This is a genomic window from Cellulosimicrobium sp. NPDC055967, from assembly GCF_042269845.1.
Classification (GTDB): domain Bacteria; phylum Actinomycetota; class Actinomycetes; order Actinomycetales; family Cellulomonadaceae; genus Cellulosimicrobium.
This window is the reverse complement of record NZ_JBHJYJ010000009.1, coordinates 130,772-155,299: the sequence shown is the minus strand read 5'-3', so window position 1 is coordinate 155,299 and position 24,528 is coordinate 130,772. Positions and strand designations below refer to the sequence as shown.

Here is a 24,528-nt window from a genome sequence, read left to right as displayed (position 1 = left end):
CCGTGCCGCGTCCCGCCCGGGACACCGGGTGACTTCTGCCGCGCGGCCGGTCCGCCCGGCGTTTCCTCTCGCGCCGTCGTCGGAATCCCGACAGGCTGTATCACGACCGCGAAATGTGCGATCGACACACGACGTCCACATCCTGTCGCGTGGCGGCAGCACCGTCGCGGCCCGTCGACCGACCGAGGAGACCCATGAGCGAGAGCACCGCCGGCGGCCCGCCGCGCGACGAGAACGAGGCGCAGCTTCCGTCGGACGCCCCGGCGCCCGAGAACCCGTACGCGGCGGCCGAGCCACCGGTCCCGCCCCAGGAGCCCGTCGCGCAGGAGCCGCCCGCCCCGCAGGCGCCCCCCGCACCGGCGCAGCCCGCGTCACCGTCCCCGGCCTCGCCCTCCGGCGCTCCGGCGGCGGGTGCGTACCCGCCCCCGGCGGGACCGCCGCCCGGGCAGCCGTACGGCCAGCAGCAGCCCGGGCAGCCGCCCTACGGCGCGCAGCCCGGCTACCCGCCGTCGGCCGGGCCGTACGGGCAGCCGGGGTACCCGGGTCAGCCGATCCAGGTCCAGGACGCGTTCTCCTACGGCTGGAACAAGTTCACGCAGAACGCCGGGGTCATCCTCGGCGGCGTCCTCACGTACGTCGTGGTGCTCGCCGGTCTGTCGGTCGCGTTCTGGGCGCTCCTCGTCGGGACGGCGACGACGACGATCGACCCGCAGACGGGCGAGATCAGCACGGCGGGCGGGTTCGCGTTCGGGTTCGGGACGTTCCTGTTCGTCGCGGTCCTCGTCGTGCTCGGGTTCCTCGTCCAGGCCGCGGTGGTCAACGTGTCGCTGCTGGTCACCCGAGGGAAGACGCTCGAGTACGCGGACTTCTTCCGGTACCCGAACCTCGGCACCGTGATCCTCGTGGCGCTGCTGATCGGTCTCGCGACGGGCGTGCTCGCGATCACGATCGTGGGACCGATCGTGTTCGTGTTCTTCGCCCAGTTCACGCTGTTCTACGTCATCGACAAGAAGCTCGGCGTCCTCGACGCGTTCAAGGCGAGCTTCACCGTCGTGAGCAGGAACCTCGGCACGGTCGTGCTGCTGTTCCTGGGCGTGTACCTGGCCGAGCTCGTCGGGACGCTCCTGTGCTACGTCGGCCTGCTCGTGGCGCTGCCCGTCGCCCAGATCGCGACGGCGTACGTGTACCGCCGCCTCAACGCCGAGCAGCCCGTCTGAGCCGGAGGGCGGCGCGGCTCCCCGCGCGCCCAGGCCCCTGAGCAGCCAGGATAGGACCGAGCACGTCGAGGACGCGTGCTGCCCGCAGCACGTGACGACGAGGAACGAGGTGCACGATGACGGACCCCACGAACCCGGGCGGTCAGCCGCCCCGCGACGACGAGCCGACGCCGCCGGACGGTTCCGGCACCCCGCAGCAGCCGGCCGAACCGCCGACCGGTCCGGACCCCGACGGGCCCGCCGGCCCGCCGGCCCCGGCCCCTGACGCCGACGTCCCGCCGGCCTCGCCGTACGGCCCGGGCGGGGCGACGCCGCAGGACCCGGCCACCCCGCCGTCGGGCCCGCCCGCGTGGGGCGCGCCGCAGGACCCGGCCTCCTCGCCGTCGGGCCCGCCCGTCTACGGCGCGCCCGGGGCGTACGGCGCTCCCGCGGGCGCACCGGGCGACCCCACGGCCCCGGGGCCGACCGCCCCGCCGCCGGGCGCGTACCCGCCCCCGTCCGGCGCCTACCCGCCGCCGCCGGGGACGTACCCGCCCTCGGCGGGTGGCTACGCCCAGCCCGGGTACACCGGGCCCGCGTTCGCGGTGGGTGAGGCGATCTCCTACGGGTGGCGCAAGGTCACCTCGAACCTCGGGCCGTGGATCCTCGTCGCGCTGATCTTCATCGCGGTGAACGTGGCGTGGAGCTTCATCACCGGCGGGTTCGACCAGTTCCAGGACCAGTTCGACTACACGGACACCAACTTCGCTGCCCTCAGCGGCATCACGTTCACGAGCGTCCTGCTCGGGCTCGTCGGCGCCGTCATCGGCTACCTCATCACCGCGTTCTTCACGCGCGGGGCGCTCGACGAGGTGGACGGGCGGCGCCCGGACGTCGCGGCGTTCTTCCGCATCGGCAACGTCGTCAACGTCCTGCTCGCGGCGCTGATCGTCGGCATCCTGACCTACATCGGGCTCTTCCTGTGCATCCTGCCCGGCCTCGCGGTGCTGCTCTTCTCCGCGTTCGTCTACTACGTCGCGCTCGACCAGCGGGTCGACGCGATCACGGCAGTCCGGACGAGCTTCTCGCTCGTCGCCAAGAACTTCGGTCAGGTGTTCCTGCTCCTGCTCGCGCTGTTCGGCATCAACATCCTCGGCGCGATCCCGTGCGGTCTCGGCCTGTTCGTCACGATCCCGCTGAGCTACGTGGCCGTGGGCTTCGCCTACCGCCGCCTCACCGGGGGCGTGCCGGCCGCCTGACGGCCGGTCGTCGTCCACCACGCCCCGGTGCCGCCCGTCGGTGCCGGGGCGCGGTGCGTCCGGACCCCGAGGGCGGGGTCAGGACGCCGTGACGAAGTCGATGAGCTCCTCGACGCGGCCGAGCAGGGACGGCTCGAGGTCCGCGTACGTGCGGACGGTGCCGAGGATGCGCTGCCACGCGCGACCCACGTCCTCGGCGGTGTCCGCGGGCCAGCCGAGCTCGCGCAGGATGCCGCGCTTCCACTCGGTGCCCCGCTCGATCACCGGCCAGCGGTCCAGGCCGACGCGCGCGGGCTTCACGGCCTGCCACACGTCGACGTACGGGTGCCCGAGCACGAGCACCGTGCCCGCGGGGGAGCGGCGGATCGCGTCGTCGGCGATGCGGCGCTCCTTGCTCCCGGGCACGAGGTGGTCCACGAGCACGCCGACGCGGCGCTGCGGCGTCGGGCCGAAGTCCGCGAGCGCCGCCGCGAGGTCGTCGACGCCGTGCAGGGGCTCGACGACGACGCCCTCGACCCGCAGGTCGTCGCCCCAGACCTTCTCGACGAGCTCGGCGTCGTGCTTGCCCTCGACCCAGATGCGGCTGCCGCGGGCCACGCGCGCCCGCTGCCCGACGACGGCCCGGGACCCGGACGCGGTCCGCGTGGGCGCGGCGGGGGCCCGGGAGGTGACGGGCGCGGTGAGCTCGACCGGCTCGCCGTCGACCCAGAACCCGGGCCCGAGCGGGAACGTGCGCGTCCGGCCGGCGCGGTCCTCGAGCACGACGACGTGCATCCCGCCCGACTTCTCGACTCGGACGACCGCGCCGACCCACCCGGTCTGCACCTCCTCGACCACGAGCCCCCGCTCGGCGGCCTGCGGCCGGGACACCGCCCGCGCACGATGATGGACGGGGGCGGGCGTGCCGCCGCCGAGGACGTCGGACCCATAACGATCGAAAGCCACGCCGGTCACCCTAGGTGAGCGCCGGCCGCACCCCGGCGAGATCGGCCCGTGCGTCGCGAGATCGACCTCCCGAGGGTCGATCTCGGACGCTCGGGCCGATCTCGGTACCGGCGTCCGACGCGCGCGGGACCAGCGGCGGGTGGTACGACGGAGCGGTGAGCCCGCAGCGCGCCGAGCCGGACCCGAACCGCTGGCGCGTGCTGCCCGTCTGCCTCGCGGTCGGCTTCATCACGACGCTCGACGTGTCGATCGTCAACGTCGCCCTCCCGTCGATCGAGTCGTCGCTGGACGCGGGGCCGACGCAGCTCCAGCTCGTCGTCGCGGGCTACACGCTCGCGTTCGGGCTCGCGCTCGTGCCCGCCGGCCGGCTCGGTGACGCCGGCGCCCGACGGTCCCTGTTCATCGCCGGGCTGGTCGGGTTCGCGCTCATGAGCCTCGCGTGCGGGCTCGCGCCGACGGACGGGTGGCTCGCCGTCGCGCGGCTGCTGCAGGGCGTGAGCGCGGGCGTCCTCAACCCGCAGGTCGTCGGGCTCATCCAGCAGCAGTTCTCCGGGTTCGAGCGCGGCCGCGCGTTCGGCATGTTCGGCGCGACGATCGGGGTCTCGACGGCGCTCGGCCCCCTGCTCGGCGGCCTCATCATCGCGGCGGCCGGCTCTGCGTCCGGGTGGCGGTGGGTCTTCCTCGTCAACCTGCCCGTCGTCGCCGTCCTGCTGCCCTTCGCCTGGCGCCTCGTGCCCGCCCCACCGCCCGGCGCCGCACGCACCGCGCGGGGCCCGCGCCGCCTCGACCTCGTCGGGCTGGCGCTGCTCGGCGCGGCGACGCTCGGCGTCATGATGCCGTTCGTCACGACGACCGGCCGCGGCGACGACGCCTCGCGCTGGTGGTGGCTGGTTGTCGCCGCCGCGGCGGGGCTCGCTGCCGTCGTCTGGGAGCGCCGGTACCAGCGGCGCACCGGCGAGGCGGTGCTCGACCCGCAGGTCGTCGGGCTCGGATCGTTCCGCAACGGCGCGCTGCTCGGCCTCGCCTACTTCGCGGGCTTCACGGGCATCTTCCTCGTGGTCACCCTCTACCTGCAGGACGAGCTCGGCTACACGCCGCTGCAGGCGGGGCTCGTCGGGACGCCGTTCGCCGTGGCGTCCGGGGTGTCGGCGTGGTTCTCGGGGCGGTGGGTCGCGCGCTGGGGCCGGCAGCTCGTCGTCGGCGGGCTGGCGCTCGTCCTCGTCGGGGTCGTCGTGGCCGACGCCGTCGTGCGGCTGCTCGGGGACGACCCCGCCGCCGTCGGGCCGGCGCTCGCGGGCGCCCTGCTGGTCGCCGGGGCGGGCAGCGGGACGGTCATCGCCCCGAACCAGACCCTCACGCTGTCCGAGGTGCCCGTGAGCCGCGCGGGCGTCGCGGGGAGCATGCTGCAGCTCGGGCAGCGCATCGGGTCGGCGGTCGGCATCTCGATCGTGCTCTCCGTGTACTACGGGGGCCTCGCGGGCGGCGACACGGCGGCGCACGCGACGGGGAGGGCGCTGCTCGTGACGATCGTGCTCGTCGCGCTCGCGCTCGTCGTCGGGCTCGCCGACCTGCGTTCGCGGCGAGCGGAGGACCGCGGGACGGGCCGCGCGGACGCGTAGGATTGGCACTCGGAGGTCGAGAGTGCCGACGCCCGCGCGCCCGCCCGGGGCGGCGACGGTGCGGCACACGGAGGTGGACGTGAGCGAGGAGCGCCGGCTCGAGGTGCTGCGGGCGATCGTCGAGGACTACGTCCTCACGCGCGAGCCCGTGGGGTCGCGCGTGCTCACCGAGCGGCACGGCCTCGGCGTGTCGCCCGCGACGATCCGCAACGACATGGCGGCTCTCGAGGACGCCGGGTACATCGCGCAGCCGCACACGTCCGCGGGCCGCATCCCCACGGACAAGGGCTACCGCCTCTTCGTCGACCGCCTCTCGGGCGTCAAGCCGCTGTCCGCGCCGGAGAAGCGCGCCATCGAGACGTTCCTGTCCGAGGGCGTGGACCTCGACGACGTCATCGCGCGCGCCGGCCGGCTGCTGGCGCAGCTCACGGGCCAGGTCGCGGTCGTGCAGTACCCGTCGCTGAGCCGGTCCGGGCTGCGTCACCTCGAGCTCGTGCCGGTCGGGGAGTCGCGCCTGCTCGTCGTGATCATCACCGACACCGGGCGCGTCGAGCAGCGCACGCTCGAGGTCGCGAACGTGCCGGACGAGGGCACCCTCGTCGAGGTCCGTGCGCGGCTCAACGCCGCCGCGGCCGGCAAGCGCCTCACGGACCTCGCGACGGGCCTCGCCGCGGTGACGGAGAGCTTCCACCCCGACGACGCCCCGCTCGTGCGCGCGGTGGGCGACCTCGTCGCCCAGACGCTCGCCGAGGAGAGCGAGGAGCGCCTCGTGCTCGCGGGCACGGCGAACCTGGCCCGGGCGGGCATGCGGTTCGAGCACGCGCTGCGCCCGGTCCTCGAGGCGCTCGAGGAGCAGGTCGTCCTCCTGGGCCTGCTCACGGAGATGGCCGCCGAGTCCGGCGTGAGCGTGCGGATCGGGCACGAGACCCAGCTCGAGGGCCTCGTGGAGACCTCCGTCGTGACGACCGGTTACGGTAACGACGGTGACACGGTCGCCCTCGTCGGCTCGATCGGGCCGACCCGCATGGACTACCCCGGGACCATCGCGGCGGTGCGCGCCGTCGCGCGCTACCTGTCTCGGGTGCTCGGCACGTGAGCCCCGCCGCGGCCTCCCCGCACGCGGCAGGCACCCTCGACGACCCGCCCCGTGCCGGCCTCACGACCCGCACCAGACCCTTCACGACCGGCCCCGTGCCGGCCTCACGACCCGCACCAGCAGAGAGTGACGTGTGAGCGACTACTACGAGATCCTGGGCGTGGCGCGCGACGCCAGCCAGGACCAGATCAAGAAGGCGTACCGCAAGCTCGCGCGCGAGCTGCACCCGGACGTCGCGGGCGAGGAGGCGGGCGACCGCTTCAAGGACGTGGCGCGCGCGTACGAGGTGCTCTCCAACCCGGAGAAGCGCCAGCAGTACGACCTCGGCGTCGACCCGAGCGCCCCCGGCGGGGGTGCCGGCCCCATGGGCGGCGGGTTCGGCTTCCAGGACATCTTCGAGACGTTCTTCGGCGGCGGCCAGGCGCAGCAGGGTCCCATCCCGCGCGCCCGGCGCGGCCAGGACGCGCTCGTGCGGCTCGACATCGACCTGTCCGAGGCCACGTTCGGCGCGCAGCGCGAGCTCCAGGTGGACACGGCGGTCGTGTGCGGGACGTGCGGCGGCTCGTGCTGTCGCCCGGGCACCTCGCCGCGCACGTGCGACGTCTGCCACGGCCGCGGCACGGTCCAGCGCGTCGCGCGCTCGTTCCTCGGCCAGGTCATGACGAGCGCCCCGTGCGCCGCGTGCCAGGGCTTCGGCACCGTCATCCCCGAGCCGTGCGCCGAGTGCTCGGGCGAGGGCCGCGTGCGCAGCCGCCGCAGCCTCACGGTCAACGTCCCCGCGGGCGTCGACACCGGCACGCGCATCAAGCTCACCGCGCAGGGCGAGGTCGGCCCGGCCGGCGGCCCGGCGGGCGACCTCTACGTCGAGATCCGCGAGCGCAACCACGACACGTTCGTGCGCCGCGGCGACGACCTGCACTGCACCCTCCAGGTGCCCATGACGGCGGCGGCGCTCGGCACGGTGCTCGAGCTCGAGACGCTCGACGGGGCGCAGGAGATCGACCTGCGCCCGGGCACGCAGCCGGGGCAGATCGTCACGCTGAAGAACCTCGGCGTGGGGCACCTGCACGGCAGCGGCCGCGGGGACCTCAACGTCCACATCGAGGTCCAGGTGCCGCGCGAGCTCAGCGAGGAGCAGGAGCAGCTCCTGCGCTCGCTCGCCGCGATGCGTGGCGAGGAGCGGCCCGAGCCGCGTCTGTCCGCGGCGCACCCCGGCGTGTTCTCGCGCCTGCGCGACAAGCTCTCCGGACGCTGAGGGGAGCGGGCGCGTGAGTGCTCCGGTGTTCCTCGCCGAGACCGGGCTCGATGCCGTCGCGCCCGGCGACCGTTACGTCCTCGACGGGGCGGAGGGCCGCCACGCGGGCGTCGTCCAGCGCCGCGGGGCGGGCGAGCGGGTCGACGTCGTGGACGGGGACGGCCTGCGCCTGCTCTGCGTCGTCGAGCACGCCGACGCGGGCCGCGTGACCCTGCTCGTCCAGGAGGTCGACCGGGAGCCCGCGCCCGCGGTCGTCGTGACGCTCGTGCAGGCCCTGGCCAAGGGCGACCGGGACGAGATGGCGATCGAGGCGGCGACCGAGATCGGGGTCGACGTCGTGGTCCCCTGGCAGGCGGAGCGCTCCGTCGTGGTGTGGCGGGGCGAGCGCGCCGCGAAGTCCCGTGCGCGTTGGCTCGCGACCGTCCGCACGGCGACCAAGCAGGCGCGGCGCGCGCGCCTGCCGCAGGTCGAGGTGGCCGTCGACTCGCGCGGCCTCGCGGCGCGCGTGAGCGACGTCGTCGCGGCCGGCGGGCGGGCGATCGTGCTGCACGAGGAGGCCGTGACGCCGCTCGCGGACGTCGCGCTGCCCGACGGCCCGACCGCCGACGGCGGGGCGGCGCCCGAGGTGCTGGTCGTCGTCGGCCCCGAGGGCGGGATCTCCGACCGCGAGGTCGCCGACCTCACGGCGGCCGGCGCGGTCGCGGCCCGGCTGGGCCCGCACGTGCTGCGCACGTCGACCGCCGGTCCCGTCGCCGTTGCCCTCCTCGCCGAGCGGCTCGGCCGCTGGGGCGTGGCGGCCGCGCCTGGACTAGCCTCGGGGTCATGACGAGCACCGACGCGCGCACGGACCCGGACTGCCTCTTCTGCCGCATCGTCGCGGGCGAGCTGCCCGCCGACGTCGTGGCGACGAGCGAGCGCTCGATCGCCTTCCGGGACATCGACCCCCAGGCACCCGTGCACGTGCTCGTCGTGCCGCGCGACCACCACGGCGACATCGCCCAGCTCGCGGCCGCCGACCCGGAGCTGCTGAGCGACGTCGTCGCGCTCGCCGACGAGGTCGCGGGCGACCAGGCCGACGGCCAGTTCCGCCTCATCTTCAACTCGGGTCCGCGCGCCGGGCAGAGCGTGTTCCACGTGCACGGGCACGTCATCGCCGGCGCGGAGCTCGGCTGGACGCCCGCCTGAGCCCTGCGCGAAAGGACGTGTGACGCCCGGGCGCGCTCGGTACGATGGAGGCGATCTGCGGGGCCGTGGCGGCCCCGGACCCACCGTCCGACCGAAGGAGCGCAGCGGCGCAAGCCGGCTCATGACCTCTCTGTCCCGAGAACCCGACCCTCAGCCGCACCGGGTCGAGCACCGCATCGTCATCCCGAACCACGTGCCGATGGTGGCGCTCCTCGGCAGCCGCGACTCCGTGCTCCGGGCCGTCGAGGAGGGGTTCGGCTCGGTCGACGTGCACGTGCGCGGCAACGAGATCGCGGTCTCCGGTCCTCCGGGGGACGTCGCGCTCGCCTCGCGCCTGCTCGACGAGCTCGTCGAGGTCGTGGAGGCCGGCACGCAGCTCACGGCCGACGTCGTGTCGCGCTCCATCTCGATGCTCACGGCCGCGACGGCGTCGCGACCGGCCGAGGTGCTGACGCTCAACATCCTGTCGAGCCGCGGGCGCACGATCCGGCCCAAGACCGTGGGGCAGAAGCGCTACGTCGAGGCGATCGACGCGAGCACCATCACGTTCGGCATCGGGCCCGCGGGCACGGGCAAGACGTACCTCGCGATGGCCAAGGCCGTGCAGGCGCTGCAGTCCAAGCAGGTCAACCGGATCATCCTCACGCGCCCGGCGGTCGAGGCGGGGGAGCGGCTCGGGTTCCTGCCCGGCTCGCTCACGGAGAAGATCGACCCGTACCTGCGCCCGCTGTACGACGCGCTGCACGACATGATCGACCCCGACTCGATCCCCAAGCTCATCGAGGCGGGCACGATCGAGGTCGCGCCGCTGGCGTTCATGAGGGGTCGCTCGTTGAACGACTCCTTCATCATCCTCGACGAGGCGCAGAACACGACGACCGAGCAGATGAAGATGTTCCTCACGCGCCTCGGGTTCGGGTCGCGCATGGTCATCACGGGCGACGCGACGCAGGTGGACCTGCCCGGCGGCACCCAGTCGGGGCTGCGCGTGATCGAGGACGTCCTCACGGGCGTGGACGACGTCGAGTTCTGCCGCCTCACCTCGTCGGACGTGGTGCGCCACCGGCTGGTGAGCGAGATCATCGACGCGTACGCGCGGTGGGACCTCACGTCCGGCGCCGGGGCACGACAGGGGACGGGCGGCGGACCGCGTCGCCGCGACAACGAGCGCCGCGGACGCCCCGCGGGCAGGGACCGACGGACGAGGGACGACGCGTGAGCATCGAGGTCAACAACGAGACGGAGACCGAGGTCGACGAGGCCGAGTTCGCGGCGCTCGCGCGCTACGTGCTCGACGCGATGCGCGTGCACCCGCAGAGCGAGCTGTCGATCCTCTTCGTCGACACGGACGTCATGACCGAGCTGCACGTGCGCTGGATGGACGAGCCGGGCCCGACGGACGTGCTCTCGTTCCCCATGGACGAGCTGCGGCCCGGCCGCGACGGCGAGGTGTCCGGCCCCGGCCAGCTCGGCGACGTCGTGCTGTGCCCGGAGGTCGCCGCGCAGCAGGCGGTGACCGCGGGCCACTCGACGGCGGAGGAGATGCTGCTGCTCACGACGCACGGCATCCTGCACCTGCTCGGCTACGACCACGCCGAGCCGGAGGAGGAGAAGGAGATGTTCGCGCTGCAGCGCAAGCTGCTCCTGACCTTCCTCGCGGGCCGGTGAGCGGCGAACCCGTCGCGCTCCTGGCGGTCCTGACCGTCCTGACGGTCGTGCTCGCCGCGGCGCTGAGCGCCGGCGAGGCGGCGGTGCTGCGCGTCACGCGCGCGGCGGTGAGCGAGGCCGCGCTCGGCGACGACCTGACGACCCCGCCGCGGCCCTCGGGGCGCCGTGCGCTGGCCCTGCTCGTCGACCCGGCGGCGACGGCCCGATCCGTCGGCTTCGTGCGCGTCGTCGCCGAGGTCGCCGCGATCACGTGCCTCACGCTGCTGGTCGCGGCGTGGCTCGAGCCGTGGTGGCAGGTCCTGCTCGTCGCGCTCGCGGTGAGCGTCGTCGTCGGTCTCCTCGTGGTGCGCGTCAGCCCCCGGTCGCTGGGCCGCCGGCACGCCGTCCGCGTCCTGCTCGCGCTCTCCGGCCTGCTCACGGGGATCGTCGCCGCGACCCGCTGGCTCACGCGCCTCGCGCCCGCGCCCGACTCGGGCGCGCACGAGCGCGAGCTCCAGGACATGGTGGACCGGGTGAACGAGTCCGACGTCATCGAGGAGGAGGAGCGCGAGCTCATCCGCTCCGTCTTCGAGCTGGGCAGCACGCTCACGCGCGAGGTCATGGTGCCGCGCACGGACATGGTCACGACCTCGCGGGACACGCCGCTGCGCAAGACGCTGTCCCTGTTCCTGCGCTCGGGCTTCTCCCGCATCCCCGTGACCGGGACGTCCGCGGACGACCTCGTGGGCGTCGCCTACTTCAAGGACGTCGTGCGCGTGCTGCACGGCGGCCCGGGGGCGGACGCCCGGCCGGTCGGCGACGTCGCGCGCGCCGCGATCTTCGTGCCCGAGTCCAAGCCCGTCGACGACCTCCTGCGCGAGATGCAGGCGTCGTCGTCGCACATCGCGATGGTCGTCGACGAGTACGGCGGGATCGCGGGCCTCGTGACGATCGAGGACGCGCTCGAGGAGATCGTCGGCGAGCTGACCGACGAGCACGACCGGCCCGAGCCCGAGGTCGAGGACCTCGGCGAGGGCGTGCTGCGCGTGCCCGCGCGCCTCGGCGTGGACGAGCTCGGCGAGCTCTTCGGGCTCGACCTGGACGACGACGACGTGGACACCGTCGGCGGCCTGCTCGCCAAGACCCTCGGCAAGGTCCCGCTGCCCGGCTCCGTGGCCGACGTCCACGGCCTGCGGATCGAGGCCGACCGGGTCGAGGGCCGGCGCAAGCAGCTCGCGACCGTCCTCGTCTCCCACGCCGCCGCACCGTCCGTGGCGCCGCCCGCGGCGCCCCACGAGCCGGAGACCCCGGCCGACACCCGACCCTCCCTCCCGACCGTGAAGGACACCCCGTGAGCACGACCACCCCCGAGCACCGCTCCGGATTCGCCTGCCTGGTCGGGCGGCCCAACGCCGGCAAGTCGACCCTGACCAACGCCCTCGTGGGCCAGAAGGTCGCCATCACGTCCGGGCGGCCGCAGACGACCCGGCACACGATCCGCGGGATCGTGCACCGCCCCGACGCGCAGCTCGTGCTCGTCGACACCCCCGGCCTGCACCGGCCCCGCACGCTGCTCGGGGAGCGCCTCAACGACCTCGTGCGCGAGACGTTGACGGAGGTCGACGTCATCGCGTTCTGCCTGCCGGCGGACCAGAAGATCGGGCCGGGCGACCGGTTCATCGCGAACGAGCTCGCCGAGCTCATGCGCGGGCGCCGCGGCACGCCGGTGGTCGCCGTCGTGACGAAGGCCGACCTCGTGGACCGCGGCACGCTGGCCGCGCACCTGCTCGCCGTCGACCGGCTCGGGGAGATCGCGGGCGGCTGGGCGGACATCGTCCCGGTCTCCGCGCAGGACGGGTACCAGGTCGACGTCCTCACCGACGTCCTCGTGTCCCACCTGCCGGAAGGCCCGGAGCTCTACCCGGGCGGCGAGCTCACCGACGAGCCCGAGGCCGTCATGGTCGCCGAGCTCGTGCGCGAGGCCGCGCTCGAGGGCGTGCGCGACGAGCTGCCGCACTCGCTCGCCGTCCAGGTCGAGGAGATCGTGCCCCGCGAGGGCAGCGGCGACGAGGCGACCGGTCGCCCGCCCTTGCTCGACGTGCGGGTCAACCTCTTCGTCGAGCGCGACTCGCAGAAGGCGATCGTCATCGGCCGGGGCGGCTCGCGGCTGCGCGACGTCGGCACGCGCGCCCGGCACGGCGTCGAGGCGCTCCTCGGGACCCGCGTCTTCCTCGACCTGCACGTGAAGGTCGCCAAGGACTGGCAGCGCGACCCGAAGCAGCTCCACCGCCTCGGCTTCTGAGGCTCCGCGGGCGACCGGTCGGGGGGATGGCCCCCGCCCGGTCGTCGGGGCGTCACCAGGGACCGGCGTCCGGGGTGCGACGTACGATTCCCCGGTGATCTTCCGGACCGCCGCGACCACCGCCGCCCTCGCGATCGTCCTCGCGATCGTCGGGGCGATCACGGGACCGCAGTGGGACCCGGTGCCCGTGACCGAGCACCTGGAGCCCGCGACGCCCGACACGACGATCGGCGGCCAGCCCCCCGGCGGCGCCGACCCCGTCGGCACGTACGACGTGCGCGAGACGGACGTGACGATCCGGCTCGACGGCGCGACGGTCGGCGGCATCCTGCGCGAGCCCGTCGACGCGGGGGACGACCTCCCGGGCGTGGTGTTCGTGCACGGCGCGGGCACGGGCCTGGCGACGGAGGCCTTCGTGGACGTCGCGACCGACCTCGCGAGCGCCGGCGTCGTCACCCTCGTGCCCGACAAGCGCCTCGACACGTACACGACGCGTCACCGCGACTACGAGGCGATGGCGCGCGACTACGAGCACTCGGTCGACCTGCTGCGCGCGCGGCCCGGGGTCGACCCGGAGCAGGTGGGACTGTACGGCGAGTCGGAGGGCACGTGGATCGTGCCGGTCATGGCGGTGGCGGACCCGACGATCGCGTTCTCCGTGCTCGTGTCCGCCCCGGTCGTGCCGCCGCGGCAGCAGGCCGCGTTCGCGGTCGACAGCTACCTGCGCAACACGGACGTCCCGCACGGGGTGTTCCGGGCGATCCCGCGCGCGGTCGGCATGGCGATCCCCGGGGGCGGGTTCGAGTACGCCGACTTCGACGTCGAGCCGTTCCTCGAGCGGCTCACCCAGCCCGTCCTCGTGGTCTACGGCACCGCGGACCCGTCGATGCCGGTCGAGCAGGGGGCGCGGCAGATCCTCGACGCGACGGGGCCGTCGTCGGCGTCGGGCGGCGCCGACGTCACCGTCCGGTTCTACGAGGACGCGAACCACGGGATCAAGATCGACGAGGTGCTCGTTCCCGACTTCCCGCGCGACCTCGGCGCCTGGATCACGTCCCTCCCGGACAGCGCGACCGCGCAGCCGCAGGTGGCCGGCGCCGAGCCGAACCAGCAGTACCTCGCCGGGCCCGTCCCGACCCCGCGCTGGCTCGGCAACGGCGACCTCCTGGTCGGGCTCGTGCTCGGCGCGGTGGGCCTCCTCGTGCTCGGGCCGCTCGTCGGGCTCGCCGGGGGGCTCGTGCGCCGTCTGCGCCGCGTCGCCGGGCGCCCGAGCGCGCCCGCCGGTCTCGCGCCCGGCTTCCGCGCGCCGCTCGCCGGGCTCGGGGTGGGAGCCCTCGGGACGACGGTGGCCCTCGTGGTCTACCTGGTCGCCGTCGCCCGGCTCGCCCTGGACTACGAGAAGGACGCCTGGGTCGTGCAGGGCGGCTGGATCGGGGTGCGCCTCGTCGGGCTCGCGACGCTCGTCGCCGCGGCCCTCCTGATCAACCGCTCCGCCGAGGTCCGGACGGCTCGGCGCGCCGCGGCGGACCTCGCCGACGCGGCCGGCCCGGGCGTCGTCGAGGAGGGCCGTGCCGGGGTGCTGCGGGTCGCGCGCGGCCTGACGACGCGCGTCATGCTGTGGTGCGTCGTCGCGGGTGCCGCGATCCTCCTCGTGATCGTCGCGTACTGGGGCGTGTACCAGCTCGGCATCTGACCGCCCGCCCGGGCGCGGGCGCCACCGCGTGCGTATCGTGGACAGGTGAGGCGCCGTCGGCTCGCGCAGGACCGGGCGGCTCGTGCCGGGCACGCCACCCACGAGCCGACGACGGACGGTGCCAGCGCGTCGGCGGGCGCCGTCCGCTTCGAGCTCCTGCCTCCCGAGCTGCGCACGGACGAGCGCTTCGACGCCGTGTTCGACGGCGAGCCGGAGGCCGCGCGCGACGGCGACCGGTCGGGGTGCACGGACCCGGGCACCCCGAGCGAGGGGCGTCGTGGCCCGCGCCCCCGGGGCGCGGGGCGCGCGTCGCGACCCTCGACGCCCCCGGCGGGATCCGCCCGGACCGCGCGCGGGCGAGGACGGTCCCGGGGGAGCGGTGGCACGGACGCGCCGCGCCGCGCCTGGTACGCGCACCCCGTCCCGTGGGTCGCCGTCGCGGTCGCCGCCGCGTTCGCGGGCTCGGTCGCCTTCACGGCCTCGATGGAGGACGCGCGGCCCGTCGACGTCACCGCGCTCGCCGGCGGGCTGCGCCCGCTCGAGGAGCCGCCCGAGCCGCGCTGGTCCGTCCCGGTCGCGCCGGGCTCCGAGGTCGTCCCGGCGCTGGGCGCCGTCGTGACGGTCGACGACGGCCTCACCGCGTACTCGGTCGACGACGGCTCGGAGATCTGGCGGTCCGAGCGCCTCGGGGACCGCGCCACGTGCCTGCCGGCCCAGGGCGAGCCCGCCCGGGAGGTGGTGGTGTGCGCCGTGCCGTCGGGGTGGCGCGAGCAGGTCGCCCGGCTGGTCACCGTCCGGTCCGCGACGGGCGAGGTCGTCGGCGACCGCACGGTCGAGACCGCCGGCCGCCTGTCGGTCGTGCCGGTCGGCGCCACCGACGTCGTGCGCGCGTGGTGGCGGGGCGGCGAGGTCGCGCTCGTGCGCGAGGACGCGGCGACCGGAGAGGTCCGCTGGGACCGGTCGCTCCCGCACGACGGGCTCGGGCGCGGGGGCGACGTCGTGCTCGACGTCCGCCGCGGGGTGGTCGACGTCCTGGCGCCGGGCGTCGCCGCGGCGCTCACGGAGGACGGCCGCGCGCTCGTCGAGGACGACGTGTGGACGATCGTGCGGCTCCAGGACGGCCGCTACGTCGGGAACGAGTACGGGCGCGGCACGGCGACGGTGTTCACGGCGGCGGGCGAGCCGGACTTCCGGATCAAGGGCCGCGTCCTCGAGGCGCCCCTCTCGGACGGGTCCGCACCGGGCGTGATCGTCACGAACACGTTCGGGAGCATCGTGGGGGTCGACGCAGCGACCGGCTCGGAGCTCTGGTCCCTCCCGGGGACCGGCCTGCGGGCCGTCGCTCGCGTCGACGGGCGCGTCGTCGTCCAGACGGACTCGGCCTATCGCAGCGTCGACGCGCGCACCGGCGAGGAGGTCTGGGCCGTGGACGTCGACGACAGCGGGCCGTGGCCGGTGCTCACGGACGGACGGTCGCTCTTCGTGACCGAGCGCGGCCGCGAGGGTCAGGCGCTCGTGTCGCTCGCGCTCGACGACGGTGCCGTCGAGTGGCGCTGGGCCCTGCCCGAGGACACGTACCACGTGGTCGCCGTCGAGGGCCGGCTCTTCCTGCTCGGCGTCGACCGGCTGACGGCCGTGTCCTGAGCCGTCCGTCGGATCGGGGTCCGCGCCGCGTGGGCGCTTGAAGACGCACGTGATGAACCGGTAGAAACGGTCGGGGCCCGTCGGGCCGGCGTGCGTGCGTACGGCACGGCGCGACAGCGTAGGGAGTGCACGATGACCAACCAGACAGAGCCGGCCGAGGACCCGCAGCCGCGCGCTGCGGGCACCGGGCCGACCACGGCGCCCGACGGCGTCGCGGTGGGTGACGGGGACTCCTCGGCCGAGCGCGCACCCGGCGGGGCACCTGCCGAGCCGAGCGCCGGGGACGACGGCCGACCGGGCGGCGCGGAGGGGGCCGAGGCTCCCGCCGAGCAGGCGGCCGCAGCCGCCGCACCGGGTCCGGTCTCGCCCTTCGCCGGGATGCCCGTGAGCGACTACGTGCGCGACGGCGTCGCGGCGCTCCTGCTGCTCGTGTCCCTCGCGCTGCCGTGGGACGTCGCGAGCCGCGCGTCCGACAAGATCGAGGTCGTCCTGCTGACGATCCTCTCCCTGCTCACCCTGGCGCTGCCGTACCTGGCCCGCACCGGGGTGCTGCCCGCGACGTGGACCGTGCACACGACGCGCACCGTCCGCCTGCTCGCCAACGCCCCGTACGTCCTGCTCGTGGGCGTCTACCTCGTCGTCGACGTCGTCGGGGGTGGGGACTTCGGCGACGGCTGGGGCGGCGTCGGCTCCGCGGCCGCGCTCGGTCTCGCGGGCGCGCTCCTCGCGGCGCAGCCGCGCGAGAGCGAGCTGGGCCCCGAGGACCAGGACCGCGCGGTCTCGAACCGCTGGCTCCAGGCGCTCCTCGTGGGGGCCGCCGTCCTGGCGGTGACCGTCCTGCTCACGATCATCCTCACCGTCACGGGGACCCGCCTCGGCGGCGCGCTCTTCGTCCTGCTCGTGCTCGTCTCCGCGCTGTTCGTCCTCGCGCTCGTCGGCCTGCCGACGTACGGGACGTGGCGCCGGTCCGAGGCGGCGCGCCTCACGCTCGTCGGGCTGGGCGTCATCCTCGCGGTGGCGTTCGTGCTCGGCTCGGGCAACAACGGCCTCGTCACGATCGAGAGCACGCACGGCGGCCGGTTCGGGCTCGTGCTCGTCCCGGCGCTCGCGGCGATCGCCGCGGCGCCCGCCGTGCACCGGGCGATGACCGCGGCCGACCCCGTGACGACCTGGGTCCGCGTCGCCGTGAACGCCCTCGACCTCGCGCTCGTCGTCGCGGGGTACGTCGCCGTGAGCGCCGTGCTCACGCTGGCCGACGGCGCCCGGGGCGTGCCCGTCGTGCTCGCCGTCGTGGTGGGCGTGCTCGCGGCGGCCGTCGCGTTCGTCGCGCGCCGCTCGCTCGCCCGCGACGCGACGACGGGCCGTCCGCTCGCCCTCGGTGGCGCCGGCGCCGTGGCCCTGCTGGGCATCGTCCTGCTCGTCGTGACGTCCAACCGGGTCGTGCTCGGCGGCGGCGTCGAGCACGTGCTCCTCGCCTTCGGGCTGCCGTTGCTCGTCGTCGGCGCCCTGACGGTCCCGCGCGAGGTGCGCGCGTACTTCGCCGAGCACCGTCCGGTGCCCGCCGCTGCCGCCGGGGAGGCGGCGCAGGCGTACGTCTGGCAGCCGCCCGCGCCCAAGCCGGTCCGTCCGGCGCCCGTGGCGCCGGCCGGGCCGGTGGCGGCACAGCCGCCGACCGGCGCCTACACCGGGGCACCGCACGGCGCCACCGCGTACCCGGGTGCCGCGCACACCGGACCGGTCGCCACGCAGCAGCCCGGGCAGGACCGCTGGGCGCCCGCGGGCGGCGACGCGACCGAGGTCCTCCCGGTCCAGCAGGTCGAGCCCGAGCGCAGCGGGTACGCGGCGCGCCCGGGGCTGGACCCCGACCAGGGCCCCTCGACCGCCGTCATGCCGGCGTACCAGGAGGGACAGCCGGGCACCGGCCCGCAGCCGACCGCGCAGCCCGGCGCCGGGTACCCCGCGCGGGGTTACGGGCAGGGGTACGGCCAGCAGCACGGCCAGCAGGGCTACGGCGCCGGGTACGGGCAGCAGCCCGCGGCGCAGCCGCAGCCGTCGTACTCCCCGCCGGCGCAGCCCGCCCAGGCCCCGGGGTTCACGGCCGCCCAGGCGCTCGACCCGAGCACGCCGCTCGAGGTGCTCGCGCAGATCGTCCAGGACGCGCCGCACCTGCGGCCCCAGGTGGCGGCCAACCCGTCCACCTACCCCGCGCTGCTGGAATGGCTCGGCAACCTCGGCGACCCCGCCGTCGACGCCGCGCTGCGCTCGCGCCGCTGACCGACCGACGACGCCCGGCCGACCTCCTCGGAGGCGGCCGGGCGTCGTCGTGCCGTGCACGAGGGGCGCGCGCGGGCCGCCGTGGCGCACCGTCGCGCGACGTGCCCGAGGAGCGGACGTCCGCGGGGCACGGACGGCGGAGGAGTACAGTGGGCGACGTGCACCTGATGCGGCAGCTCCTCCTTCGTTGCCGCGGCGAGGCTCTCTAGCCGGTCCCTCGTCGCGGTGGTCGGTGTGCCGGCTGACACCCATCAGACGACCCGAAGGACCCATGATGAACGCCTCAGCCCCCTCCTCGACGCCCGCCGCCACGGACGCGAACCCGCAGCAGCCGTCGGGAATGCCGATCCACAAGTACCTGCCGTTCCACCGGCAGATCGACGTGTCGGTGCCCGACCGCACGTGGCCCGACAAGCGCATCGAGACCGCCCCCCGCTGGTGCGCGGTGGACCTGCGCGACGGCAACCAGGCCCTCATCGAGCCCATGAACGCGGAGCGCAAGCTGCGCATGTTCGAGCTGCTCGTCGAGATGGGCTACAAGGAGATCGAGGTCGGCTTCCCCTCCGCCTCGCAGACCGACTTCGACTTCGTCCGGATGCTCATCGAGGAGGACCGCATCCCCGACGACGTCGTCATCCAGGTCCTGACGCAGTCGCGCGAGCACCTCATCGCCCGGACCTACGAGGCCATCAAGGGCGCCAAGCAGGCGATCGTCCACCTGTACAACTCGACGTCGGTGCTCCAGCGCGAGGTCGTCTTCCGTTCCGACCCCGAGGGCATCATCGCGATCGCCGTCGACGGCGCGCGGCTGTGCAAGAAGTTCGAGGAGACGGTCCCCGAGACCACGGTCTACTACGAGTACTCGCCCGAGTCGTACACCGGCACCGAGCTCGAGTTCGCCGCCCGGATCTGCAACGAGGTGCTCGACGTCTTCGAGCCCCGCCCCGACCGCAAGGTCATCATCAACCTGCCCGCGACGGTCGAGATGGCGACGCCCAACGTCTACGCCGACTCGATCGAGTGGATGAACCGGCACCTGAACCACCGCGAGAACGTCGTCCTGTCGCTGCACCCGCACAACGACCGCGGCACCGCCGTCGCCGCCGCCGAGCTGGGCTACCAGGCGGGCGCCGACCGCATCGAGGGCTGCCTGTTCGGCAACGGCGAGCGCACCGGCAACGTGTGCCTCGTGACGCTGGGGATGAACCTGTTCAGCCAGGGCGTCGACCCGCAGATCGACTTCTCCGACATCGACCACGTGCGCCGCACCGTCGAGTACTGCAACCAGCTCGGCGTGCCCGAGCGCCACCCGTACGCCGGCGACCTCGTCTTCACGGCGTTCTCCGGCTCGCACCAGGACGCCATCAAGAAGGGCTTCGACGCGATGGCCGCCCACGCCGAGGCGGAGGGCAAGACCGTCGACGACCTCGTCTGGGCCGTCCCGTACCTGCCGATCGACCCCAAGGACGTCGGCCGCTCCTACGAGGCCGTCATCCGCGTCAACTCGCAGTCCGGCAAGGGCGGCATCTCCTACCTGCTGAAGTCGGAGCGCCACCTCGACCTGCCGCGGCGCCTGCAGATCGAGTTCAGCCAGGCGGTGCAGCACCACACCGACCAGCAGGGCACCGAGGTCACGGGCGACGACATCTGGCGGATCTTCTCCGACGAGTACCTGCCCGTCGAGCCCGACTCCGGCCTGGAGCCGTGGGGTCGGCTCAAGCTGCGCTCCACGCGCGCGTCGTCGAGCGAGGACGGGCCGGACACCCTGAGCGTCGACGTCGTCGACCGCGGCGAGCAGCTCACGCTCGAGGGCACCGGCAACGGCCCCGTCGCGGCGTTCGTCGACGCGATCGCGCAGGTAGGGGTCGACGTCCGCGTCCTGGACTACGCGGAGCACGCGCTCTCGGAGGGCGGGGACGCCACGGCCGCCGCGTACGTGGAGTGCCAGGTGGGCGACGACGTCCTGTGGGGCGTCGGGATCGACCCGTCGATCACGACCGCCTCGCTCAAGGCCATCGTGTCCGCCGTGAACCGCGCGGAGCGCGCCCAGGGCTGACCGCCCGCCACGCCGATCTCCCGACGGCCCGGACGACCTCGTCGTCCGGGCCGTCGGCGTTTTGCCGACGCGCTGTTGGTAAGATGCCGACGCACTGTCGACAACATCGGAAGGTCCCTCATGTTCCTCGCGTTGCGCGAGCTCGTCTTCGCGCGCACCCGCTTCCTGCTCATGGGCGGTGTCGTCGCGCTGGTCGCGGTCCTCGTCGTCCTGCTCTCCGGGCTGTCGGCCGGACTCGTCAACGACGGCGTCTCCGGCCTCAAGCGCACGCCCGTGACCGACTTCGCCTTCGCCGAGGGCACCGGGACCGACGCCGCGTTCACACGGTCCGTCATCGAGACGGACCAGGTCGGCACCATGGCCGCGCAGTCGGGCGTGCTCGACGCCGCCCCGTACGGGCTGCTCCTGGCGAACGCGCACCAGGAGGACGGCTCGCCCGTGGACCTCACCCTCGTGGGTGTCGAGCCCGGTTCGTTCGTCGCCCCCACCGCCCTCGCGGAGGGCGACCCGGTCGGGGCGGCGGACGGGATCGTCGTCTCGGCGACCGCCGCCGACGACGGCCTCTCCGTCGGGGACACCGTGGCTCTCGCACGCCCGGAGCGCACCCTCACCGTCGTGGGCGTCCTCGAGGACCAGCACACGTTCGGCCACGTCGACGTCGCGTACCTCCCGCTCGGCACGTGGCAGGAGCTGCTCGCCGGTGCGGTGGACCCGGGCACCGACGTCCCGGACGTCGCGACCGCCGTCGCGCTGCGGACCGACCCCGGGTCGTTCGACCGCGAGGCCGCCGACGCGGCGTCGGGCACGGTGACGCGCACGCTCACCGAGTCCTTCGACGCCTCGCCCGGGTACACGGCCGAGACCGCGACCCTCCTGCTCATCCAGGTGTTCCTCTACGCCATCTCCGCGCTCGTCGTCGGGGCGTTCTTCACAGTGTGGGTCATCCAGCGCCGGCACGAGATCGCCGTCATGCGCGCCATGGGGGCGCGGCGCCGCTTCCTGCTCGCCGACTCCCTCGGCCAGGCCGCCGTGCTCCTGCTCGCCTCGATCGGCGTGGGCTTCGCTCTCGGCGTCGCGGCGGGCGCGGGTCTCGGCGCGTCTCCGATGCCGTTCGCGCTCCAGGCACCCGACCTCGTGCTGGCCGGCGTCCTGCTCTTCGTCCTCGGCATGGCCGGAGCGGCCGTCGCCGTCGCGCGCATCACCTCCGTCGACCCCCTGACCGCCCTGGGAGGGCAGCGATGAGCACCACCACCCCCGCCACGGCCGTGCTCGAGATCGAGCGGGTCACCGTCCGCCACGGCGACGGCGACACCACGGTCGTCGCACTCGACGAGGTCAGCCTGAGCGTCGCCGCGGGCGAGCTCGTCGGTGTCGTCGGGCCCTCGGGGTCCGGCAAGTCGAGCCTGCTCGCCGTCGCCGGCGCGCTCACGGCGCCGGAGTCCGGGACCGTCCGCCTCGAAGGCGTCGACCTCGGTGCGGCGGGCGAGCGCGAGCGCGCGCGGCTCCGGCGCGAGCGCATCGGCTTCGTCTTCCAGTCCGGCAACCTCCTCCCGGCGCTCACGAGCGTCGACCAGCTCCGGCTCGCGCTGCGGATCGCCCGGGTCGACGAGCGCGACCCCCGCGCCCGCGACCCCCGCCAGCTCCTGGAGTCCGTGTCCATGAGCCACCGAGCGGACCGTCGCCCGGACCAGCTCTCCGGCGGCGAGCGGCAGCGCGTGGGCATCGCCCGAGCGCTCGTCGCGAGCCCCGCGCTGCTCCTCGTCGACGAGCCGACGGCGGCGCTCGACCGGGCGCGCAGCCACGAGGTCGTGAGCCTCCTGGCCCGTGAGGTCGAGGCGTTCGGTGCCGCCGCGCTCATGGTCACGCACGACCACGACGTTCTCGAGCACTGCCACCGCGTCGTCGAGATGGTCGACGGGCGCCTTGGGCTCCCCGCCGTCGCCGGGTGACCACCGGGTGACTGGCCGGGGCGGCCCCGCGAGGACGGCGCCGCCCCGCGCCCGGTCCTCGGGCATGATGGTCCGGCCGGGTCGTCGTGCCCGGGGAGGAGGAGGCACCGTGCCGAAGATCGCCGCTCCGACGGTGGCGGAGCACCGCGCCGCGCAGCTGCGGACCCTGCTCGACGCCGCGCGCGAGCTCATCCGCGAGGACGGGAGCGGGCTCACGCTCGCGGCGGTCGCGGCGCGCGCCGGGCTCGCCCGGTCGAGCGTCTACCAGTATTTCGGGTCGCGGGAGGAGCTGCTCGACGCCGTCGTCGCCGACGTCGTGCCGCGCTGGTCGGCGCGTATCACGAGCGCGGTGGGCGGCGCTGCCTCCCCGGAGGACGCGATCGTCGCCTACGCGCGCGAGAACCTGCTCCTGGTCGCCGAGGGCGAGCACGCCGTCGTCGCGGCGCTGCGCGCCGAGGCGGGCCGCGAGGCGCTCGCGCAGCAGAGCGCCGCGATGCACGCGACGATCCTCGTCCCGCTCGTGGAGGCCCTGGAGCAGCGCGGCGTCCCGGACGCCGCGCGCTCCGCGGAGCTCGTCAACGCGGTCGTCCTCGCCGCGGCGCGCCAGGTGGAGGCCGGCGAGGACCCGGAGACGACGCTGGACCGCGTGCGGGCCGTCCTCGGGTGCCTCGCGCCGGCCTGAGCGCCGTCGGCGGGTGGTGCGCGCCGTGTCGGCGGCGTGACGGACAATAGGGGCGTGGTGCTGTACCGAGACGACGCGATCGTGCTGCGCGCCCAGAAGCTGGGCGAGGCGGATCGCATCGTCACCCTCCTGACGCGCGAGCACGGGAAGGTGCGCGCCGTGGGCAAGGGCGTGCGGCGCACGTCGTCCCGGTTCGGTGCGCGGCTGGAGCCGTTCATGGTCGTGGACGTCCAGCTCTACGCGGGACGGTCCCTGGACACGGTGACGCAGGCGGAGACGATCGGCCCGTACGCGCGGCGGATCTGCGAGGACTACGGCCTGTACACCGCGGGGGCGGCGATGCTCGAGACGGCGGAGCGGCTCGTGGCCGACGAGCGCGAGCCCGCCGTGCAGCAGTACTGGCTGCTCGCGGGGGCGCTCCGGGCGCTGTCCGAGCAGGCGCACGCGCCGAGCCTGGTGCTCGACTCCTACCTCCTGCGCGCGCTGGCCGTCGCGGGCTGGGCGCCGTCGTTCGTCGACTGCGCGCGCTGCGGCGAGCCGGGCCCGCACCACGCGTTCGCCGTCGCGCAGGGGGGTGCGGTCTGCTCGCGCTGCCGCCCGCCCGGGTCGACGGCGCCCGCGTCTGAGACCTTCGCGCTCCTCGCCGCGCTGCTCGCGGGGGAGTGGGAGACCGCCGACGCCTCGGACGCCCGGCACCGCAAGGAAGCGAGCGGCCTCGTGGCCGCCTACAGCCAATACCACCTGGAGAGAACGTTGCGATCACTGCGCATGGTCGAGCGGGACGCGCCCGTCGCCCCGTCTGCCGCCTCGCCCGCGGGGCCGGTCGGCGCCGCCGCCGACCGTCGAGGCACGGGGGCGGACGCCTGATGGCGAAGCGGACCTACGCTCCGCCGTTCCCGCACCCCAGCGGTGCGCGACCGCCGGCGATCCCGGCGCAGTTCGTGCCGAACCACGTGGCCGTCGTCATGGACGGCAACGGCCGCTGGGCCAACGCGCGCGGTCTGCCCCGCACCGCGGGCCACGAGGCGGGCGAGGCGGCGCTGCTCGACGTCGTCGCGGGGGCGATCGAGATCGGCGTCAAGCACGTGTCGGCGTACGCGTTCTCGACGGAGAACTGGAAGCGCTCGCCCGACGAGGTGCGGTTCCTCATGGGCTTCAACCGCGACGTCATCCGGCGTCGCCGCGACGAGATGGACTCGTGGGGCGTGCGGGTGCGGTGGGCGGGGCGCCGGCCGCGCCTGTGGACCTCCGTCATCAAGGAGCTCGAGATCGCGGAGGAGCAGACGAGGCAGAACGACGTCTGCACCCTGACGATGTGCGTCAACTACGGCGGGCGCGCCGAGATCGCCGACGCCGCGGCCGCCATCGCGCGCGAGGTCGCCGCCGGGCGGCTCGACCCGGGCAAGGTCACCGAGCGGACGATCCAGCAGCACCTCGACGAGCCCGACCTGCCGGACGTCGACCTCTTCCTGCGCAGCTCGGGCGAGCAGCGCACGTCCAACTTCATGATCTGGCAGGCCGCCTACGCGGAGCTCGTGTTCCTCCCCGAGCCGTGGCCCGACGTCGACCGCCGGTCGCTGTGGCGCGCGGTCGAGGAGTACGCGCGGCGCGACCGTCGCTACGGCGGCGCGGTGGACGCCGTGGGCGGCACGGCCTGACGCCGTGCGCCCGGCGTGCGGGTCGCGCAGGTCGTCGTCGAGACGCCGTGGGTGCCGACCGGTAGCGT

General features: G+C 74.8%; 21 protein-coding genes. 20 read left to right on the top strand and 1 reads right to left on the bottom strand.

Features of this window, described 5'->3' with window-relative positions; translation table 11 throughout:
- The first annotated feature begins 194 nt into the window (after nucleotides 1-194).
- The gene (locus tag ACFC2L_RS13500; protein ID WP_375824809.1) at nucleotides 195-1,217 is read left to right on the top strand and encodes a hypothetical protein; all 1,023 of its coding nucleotides are present in this window, start codon (nucleotides 195-197) and stop codon (nucleotides 1,215-1,217) included.
- Nucleotides 1,218-1,333: 116 nt separating this feature from the next.
- Nucleotides 1,334-2,455, top strand: a complete 1,122-nt coding sequence (locus ACFC2L_RS13495; RefSeq protein ID WP_375824808.1) for a hypothetical protein — start codon at nucleotides 1,334-1,336, stop codon at nucleotides 2,453-2,455.
- 78 nt (nucleotides 2,456-2,533) lie between these two features.
- On the opposite strand, the gene ACFC2L_RS13490 is transcribed toward ACFC2L_RS13495, so the two are convergent.
- Nucleotides 2,534-3,400 carry a DUF3097 domain-containing protein gene (locus ACFC2L_RS13490; RefSeq protein ID WP_375824807.1) on the bottom strand — a complete coding sequence of 289 codons (867 nt, stop codon included), beginning with the start codon at nucleotides 3,398-3,400 and terminating at the stop codon, nucleotides 2,534-2,536.
- 155 nt (nucleotides 3,401-3,555) lie between these two features.
- Between ACFC2L_RS13490 and ACFC2L_RS13485 the strand changes: the two genes are divergently transcribed.
- From ACFC2L_RS13485 to ACFC2L_RS13400, 18 genes are all read left to right on the top strand, one after another.
- Nucleotides 3,556-5,019, top strand: coding sequence for an MFS transporter (locus tag ACFC2L_RS13485; RefSeq protein WP_375824806.1), 1,464 nt, complete (start codon nucleotides 3,556-3,558; stop codon nucleotides 5,017-5,019).
- A 79-nt stretch (nucleotides 5,020-5,098) separates the two neighbouring features.
- A complete protein-coding gene (gene hrcA, locus ACFC2L_RS13480; protein WP_375824805.1) occupies nucleotides 5,099-6,115 on the top strand; it encodes a heat-inducible transcriptional repressor HrcA in 1,017 nt (338 codons plus the stop codon).
- Nucleotides 6,116-6,248: 133 nt separating this feature from the next.
- Nucleotides 6,249-7,370, top strand: coding sequence for a molecular chaperone DnaJ (dnaJ, locus tag ACFC2L_RS13475; protein WP_375824804.1), 1,122 nt, complete (start codon nucleotides 6,249-6,251; stop codon nucleotides 7,368-7,370).
- Between the two features lie 13 nt (nucleotides 7,371-7,383).
- Nucleotides 7,384-8,196 carry a 16S rRNA (uracil(1498)-N(3))-methyltransferase gene (locus tag ACFC2L_RS13470; protein ID WP_375824803.1) on the top strand — a complete coding sequence of 271 codons (813 nt, stop codon included), beginning with the start codon at nucleotides 7,384-7,386 and terminating at the stop codon, nucleotides 8,194-8,196.
- Nucleotides 8,193-8,555, top strand: coding sequence for an HIT domain-containing protein (locus ACFC2L_RS13465; RefSeq protein WP_047232993.1), 363 nt, complete (start codon nucleotides 8,193-8,195; stop codon nucleotides 8,553-8,555). Before ACFC2L_RS13470 ends, ACFC2L_RS13465 begins: the two co-directional genes overlap by 4 nt.
- A 121-nt stretch (nucleotides 8,556-8,676) precedes the next feature.
- Nucleotides 8,677-9,774, top strand: a complete 1,098-nt coding sequence (locus tag ACFC2L_RS13460) for a PhoH family protein (RefSeq protein WP_375824802.1) — start codon at nucleotides 8,677-8,679, stop codon at nucleotides 9,772-9,774.
- Nucleotides 9,771-10,223 (top strand): rRNA maturation RNase YbeY, encoded by a 453-nt coding sequence (gene ybeY / locus ACFC2L_RS13455; protein WP_141390808.1) that lies wholly within the window; start codon nucleotides 9,771-9,773, stop codon nucleotides 10,221-10,223. The genes ACFC2L_RS13460 and ybeY overlap by 4 nt, the downstream gene beginning before the upstream one ends.
- The gene (locus ACFC2L_RS13450) at nucleotides 10,220-11,557 is read left to right on the top strand and encodes a hemolysin family protein (RefSeq protein ID WP_375824801.1); all 1,338 of its coding nucleotides are present in this window, start codon (nucleotides 10,220-10,222) and stop codon (nucleotides 11,555-11,557) included. The genes ybeY and ACFC2L_RS13450 overlap by 4 nt, the downstream gene beginning before the upstream one ends.
- Entirely contained in the window at nucleotides 11,554-12,504 is a 951-nt protein-coding gene (gene era, locus ACFC2L_RS13445) for a GTPase Era (protein WP_375824800.1), read from the top strand. Before ACFC2L_RS13450 ends, era begins: the two co-directional genes overlap by 4 nt.
- A gap of 94 nt (nucleotides 12,505-12,598) precedes the next feature.
- Complete coding sequence (locus ACFC2L_RS13440) at nucleotides 12,599-14,197, top strand: alpha/beta hydrolase family protein (protein ID WP_375824799.1); 1,599 nt, start codon at nucleotides 12,599-12,601, stop codon at nucleotides 14,195-14,197.
- A gap of 45 nt (nucleotides 14,198-14,242) precedes the next feature.
- Entirely contained in the window at nucleotides 14,243-15,841 is a 1,599-nt protein-coding gene (locus ACFC2L_RS13435; protein ID WP_375824798.1) for a PQQ-binding-like beta-propeller repeat protein, read from the top strand.
- A 132-nt stretch (nucleotides 15,842-15,973) separates the two neighbouring features.
- Nucleotides 15,974-18,115 (top strand): hypothetical protein, encoded by a 2,142-nt coding sequence (locus tag ACFC2L_RS13430; RefSeq protein WP_375824797.1) that lies wholly within the window; start codon nucleotides 15,974-15,976, stop codon nucleotides 18,113-18,115.
- Between the two features lie 274 nt (nucleotides 18,116-18,389).
- On the top strand, nucleotides 18,390-20,171 hold the full coding sequence (gene leuA / locus ACFC2L_RS13425) for a 2-isopropylmalate synthase (RefSeq protein ID WP_375824796.1): 1,782 nt from the start codon (nucleotides 18,390-18,392) through the stop codon (nucleotides 20,169-20,171).
- Between the two features lie 120 nt (nucleotides 20,172-20,291).
- Nucleotides 20,292-21,413 carry an ABC transporter permease gene (locus ACFC2L_RS13420; protein ID WP_375824795.1) on the top strand — a complete coding sequence of 374 codons (1,122 nt, stop codon included), beginning with the start codon at nucleotides 20,292-20,294 and terminating at the stop codon, nucleotides 21,411-21,413.
- Complete coding sequence (locus ACFC2L_RS13415; RefSeq protein ID WP_375824794.1) at nucleotides 21,410-22,120, top strand: ABC transporter ATP-binding protein; 711 nt, start codon at nucleotides 21,410-21,412, stop codon at nucleotides 22,118-22,120. Before ACFC2L_RS13420 ends, ACFC2L_RS13415 begins: the two co-directional genes overlap by 4 nt.
- Nucleotides 22,121-22,229: 109 nt before the next feature.
- A complete protein-coding gene (locus ACFC2L_RS13410; RefSeq protein ID WP_375824793.1) occupies nucleotides 22,230-22,802 on the top strand; it encodes a TetR/AcrR family transcriptional regulator in 573 nt (190 codons plus the stop codon).
- A gap of 54 nt (nucleotides 22,803-22,856) precedes the next feature.
- The gene (gene recO / locus ACFC2L_RS13405; protein ID WP_375824792.1) at nucleotides 22,857-23,669 is read left to right on the top strand and encodes a DNA repair protein RecO; all 813 of its coding nucleotides are present in this window, start codon (nucleotides 22,857-22,859) and stop codon (nucleotides 23,667-23,669) included.
- Entirely contained in the window at nucleotides 23,669-24,460 is a 792-nt protein-coding gene (locus tag ACFC2L_RS13400; protein ID WP_375824791.1) for an isoprenyl transferase, read from the top strand. The genes recO and ACFC2L_RS13400 overlap by 1 nt, the downstream gene beginning before the upstream one ends.
- The last annotated feature ends 68 nt before the right edge of the window (nucleotides 24,461-24,528 follow it).

Excerpts from the sequence above, each read along its gene's own strand:
- ACFC2L_RS13500 (WP_375824809.1), top strand. The coding sequence starts at position 195 with ATGAGCGAGAGCACCGCCGGCGGCCCGCCGCGCGACGAGAACGAGGCG.
- ACFC2L_RS13495 (WP_375824808.1), top strand. The coding sequence starts at position 1,334 with ATGACGGACCCCACGAACCCGGGCGGTCAGCCGCCCCGCGACGACGAG.
- ACFC2L_RS13465 (WP_047232993.1), top strand. The coding sequence starts at position 8,193 with ATGACGAGCACCGACGCGCGCACGGACCCGGACTGCCTCTTCTGCCGC.
- ACFC2L_RS13460 (WP_375824802.1), top strand. The coding sequence starts at position 8,677 with ATGACCTCTCTGTCCCGAGAACCCGACCCTCAGCCGCACCGGGTCGAG.
- ACFC2L_RS13430 (WP_375824797.1), top strand. The coding sequence starts at position 15,974 with ATGACCAACCAGACAGAGCCGGCCGAGGACCCGCAGCCGCGCGCTGCG.
- leuA (WP_375824796.1), top strand. The coding sequence starts at position 18,390 with ATGAACGCCTCAGCCCCCTCCTCGACGCCCGCCGCCACGGACGCGAAC.
- ACFC2L_RS13420 (WP_375824795.1), top strand. The coding sequence starts at position 20,292 with ATGTTCCTCGCGTTGCGCGAGCTCGTCTTCGCGCGCACCCGCTTCCTG.
- ACFC2L_RS13415 (WP_375824794.1), top strand. The coding sequence starts at position 21,410 with ATGAGCACCACCACCCCCGCCACGGCCGTGCTCGAGATCGAGCGGGTC.
- ACFC2L_RS13400 (WP_375824791.1), top strand. The coding sequence starts at position 23,669 with ATGGCGAAGCGGACCTACGCTCCGCCGTTCCCGCACCCCAGCGGTGCG.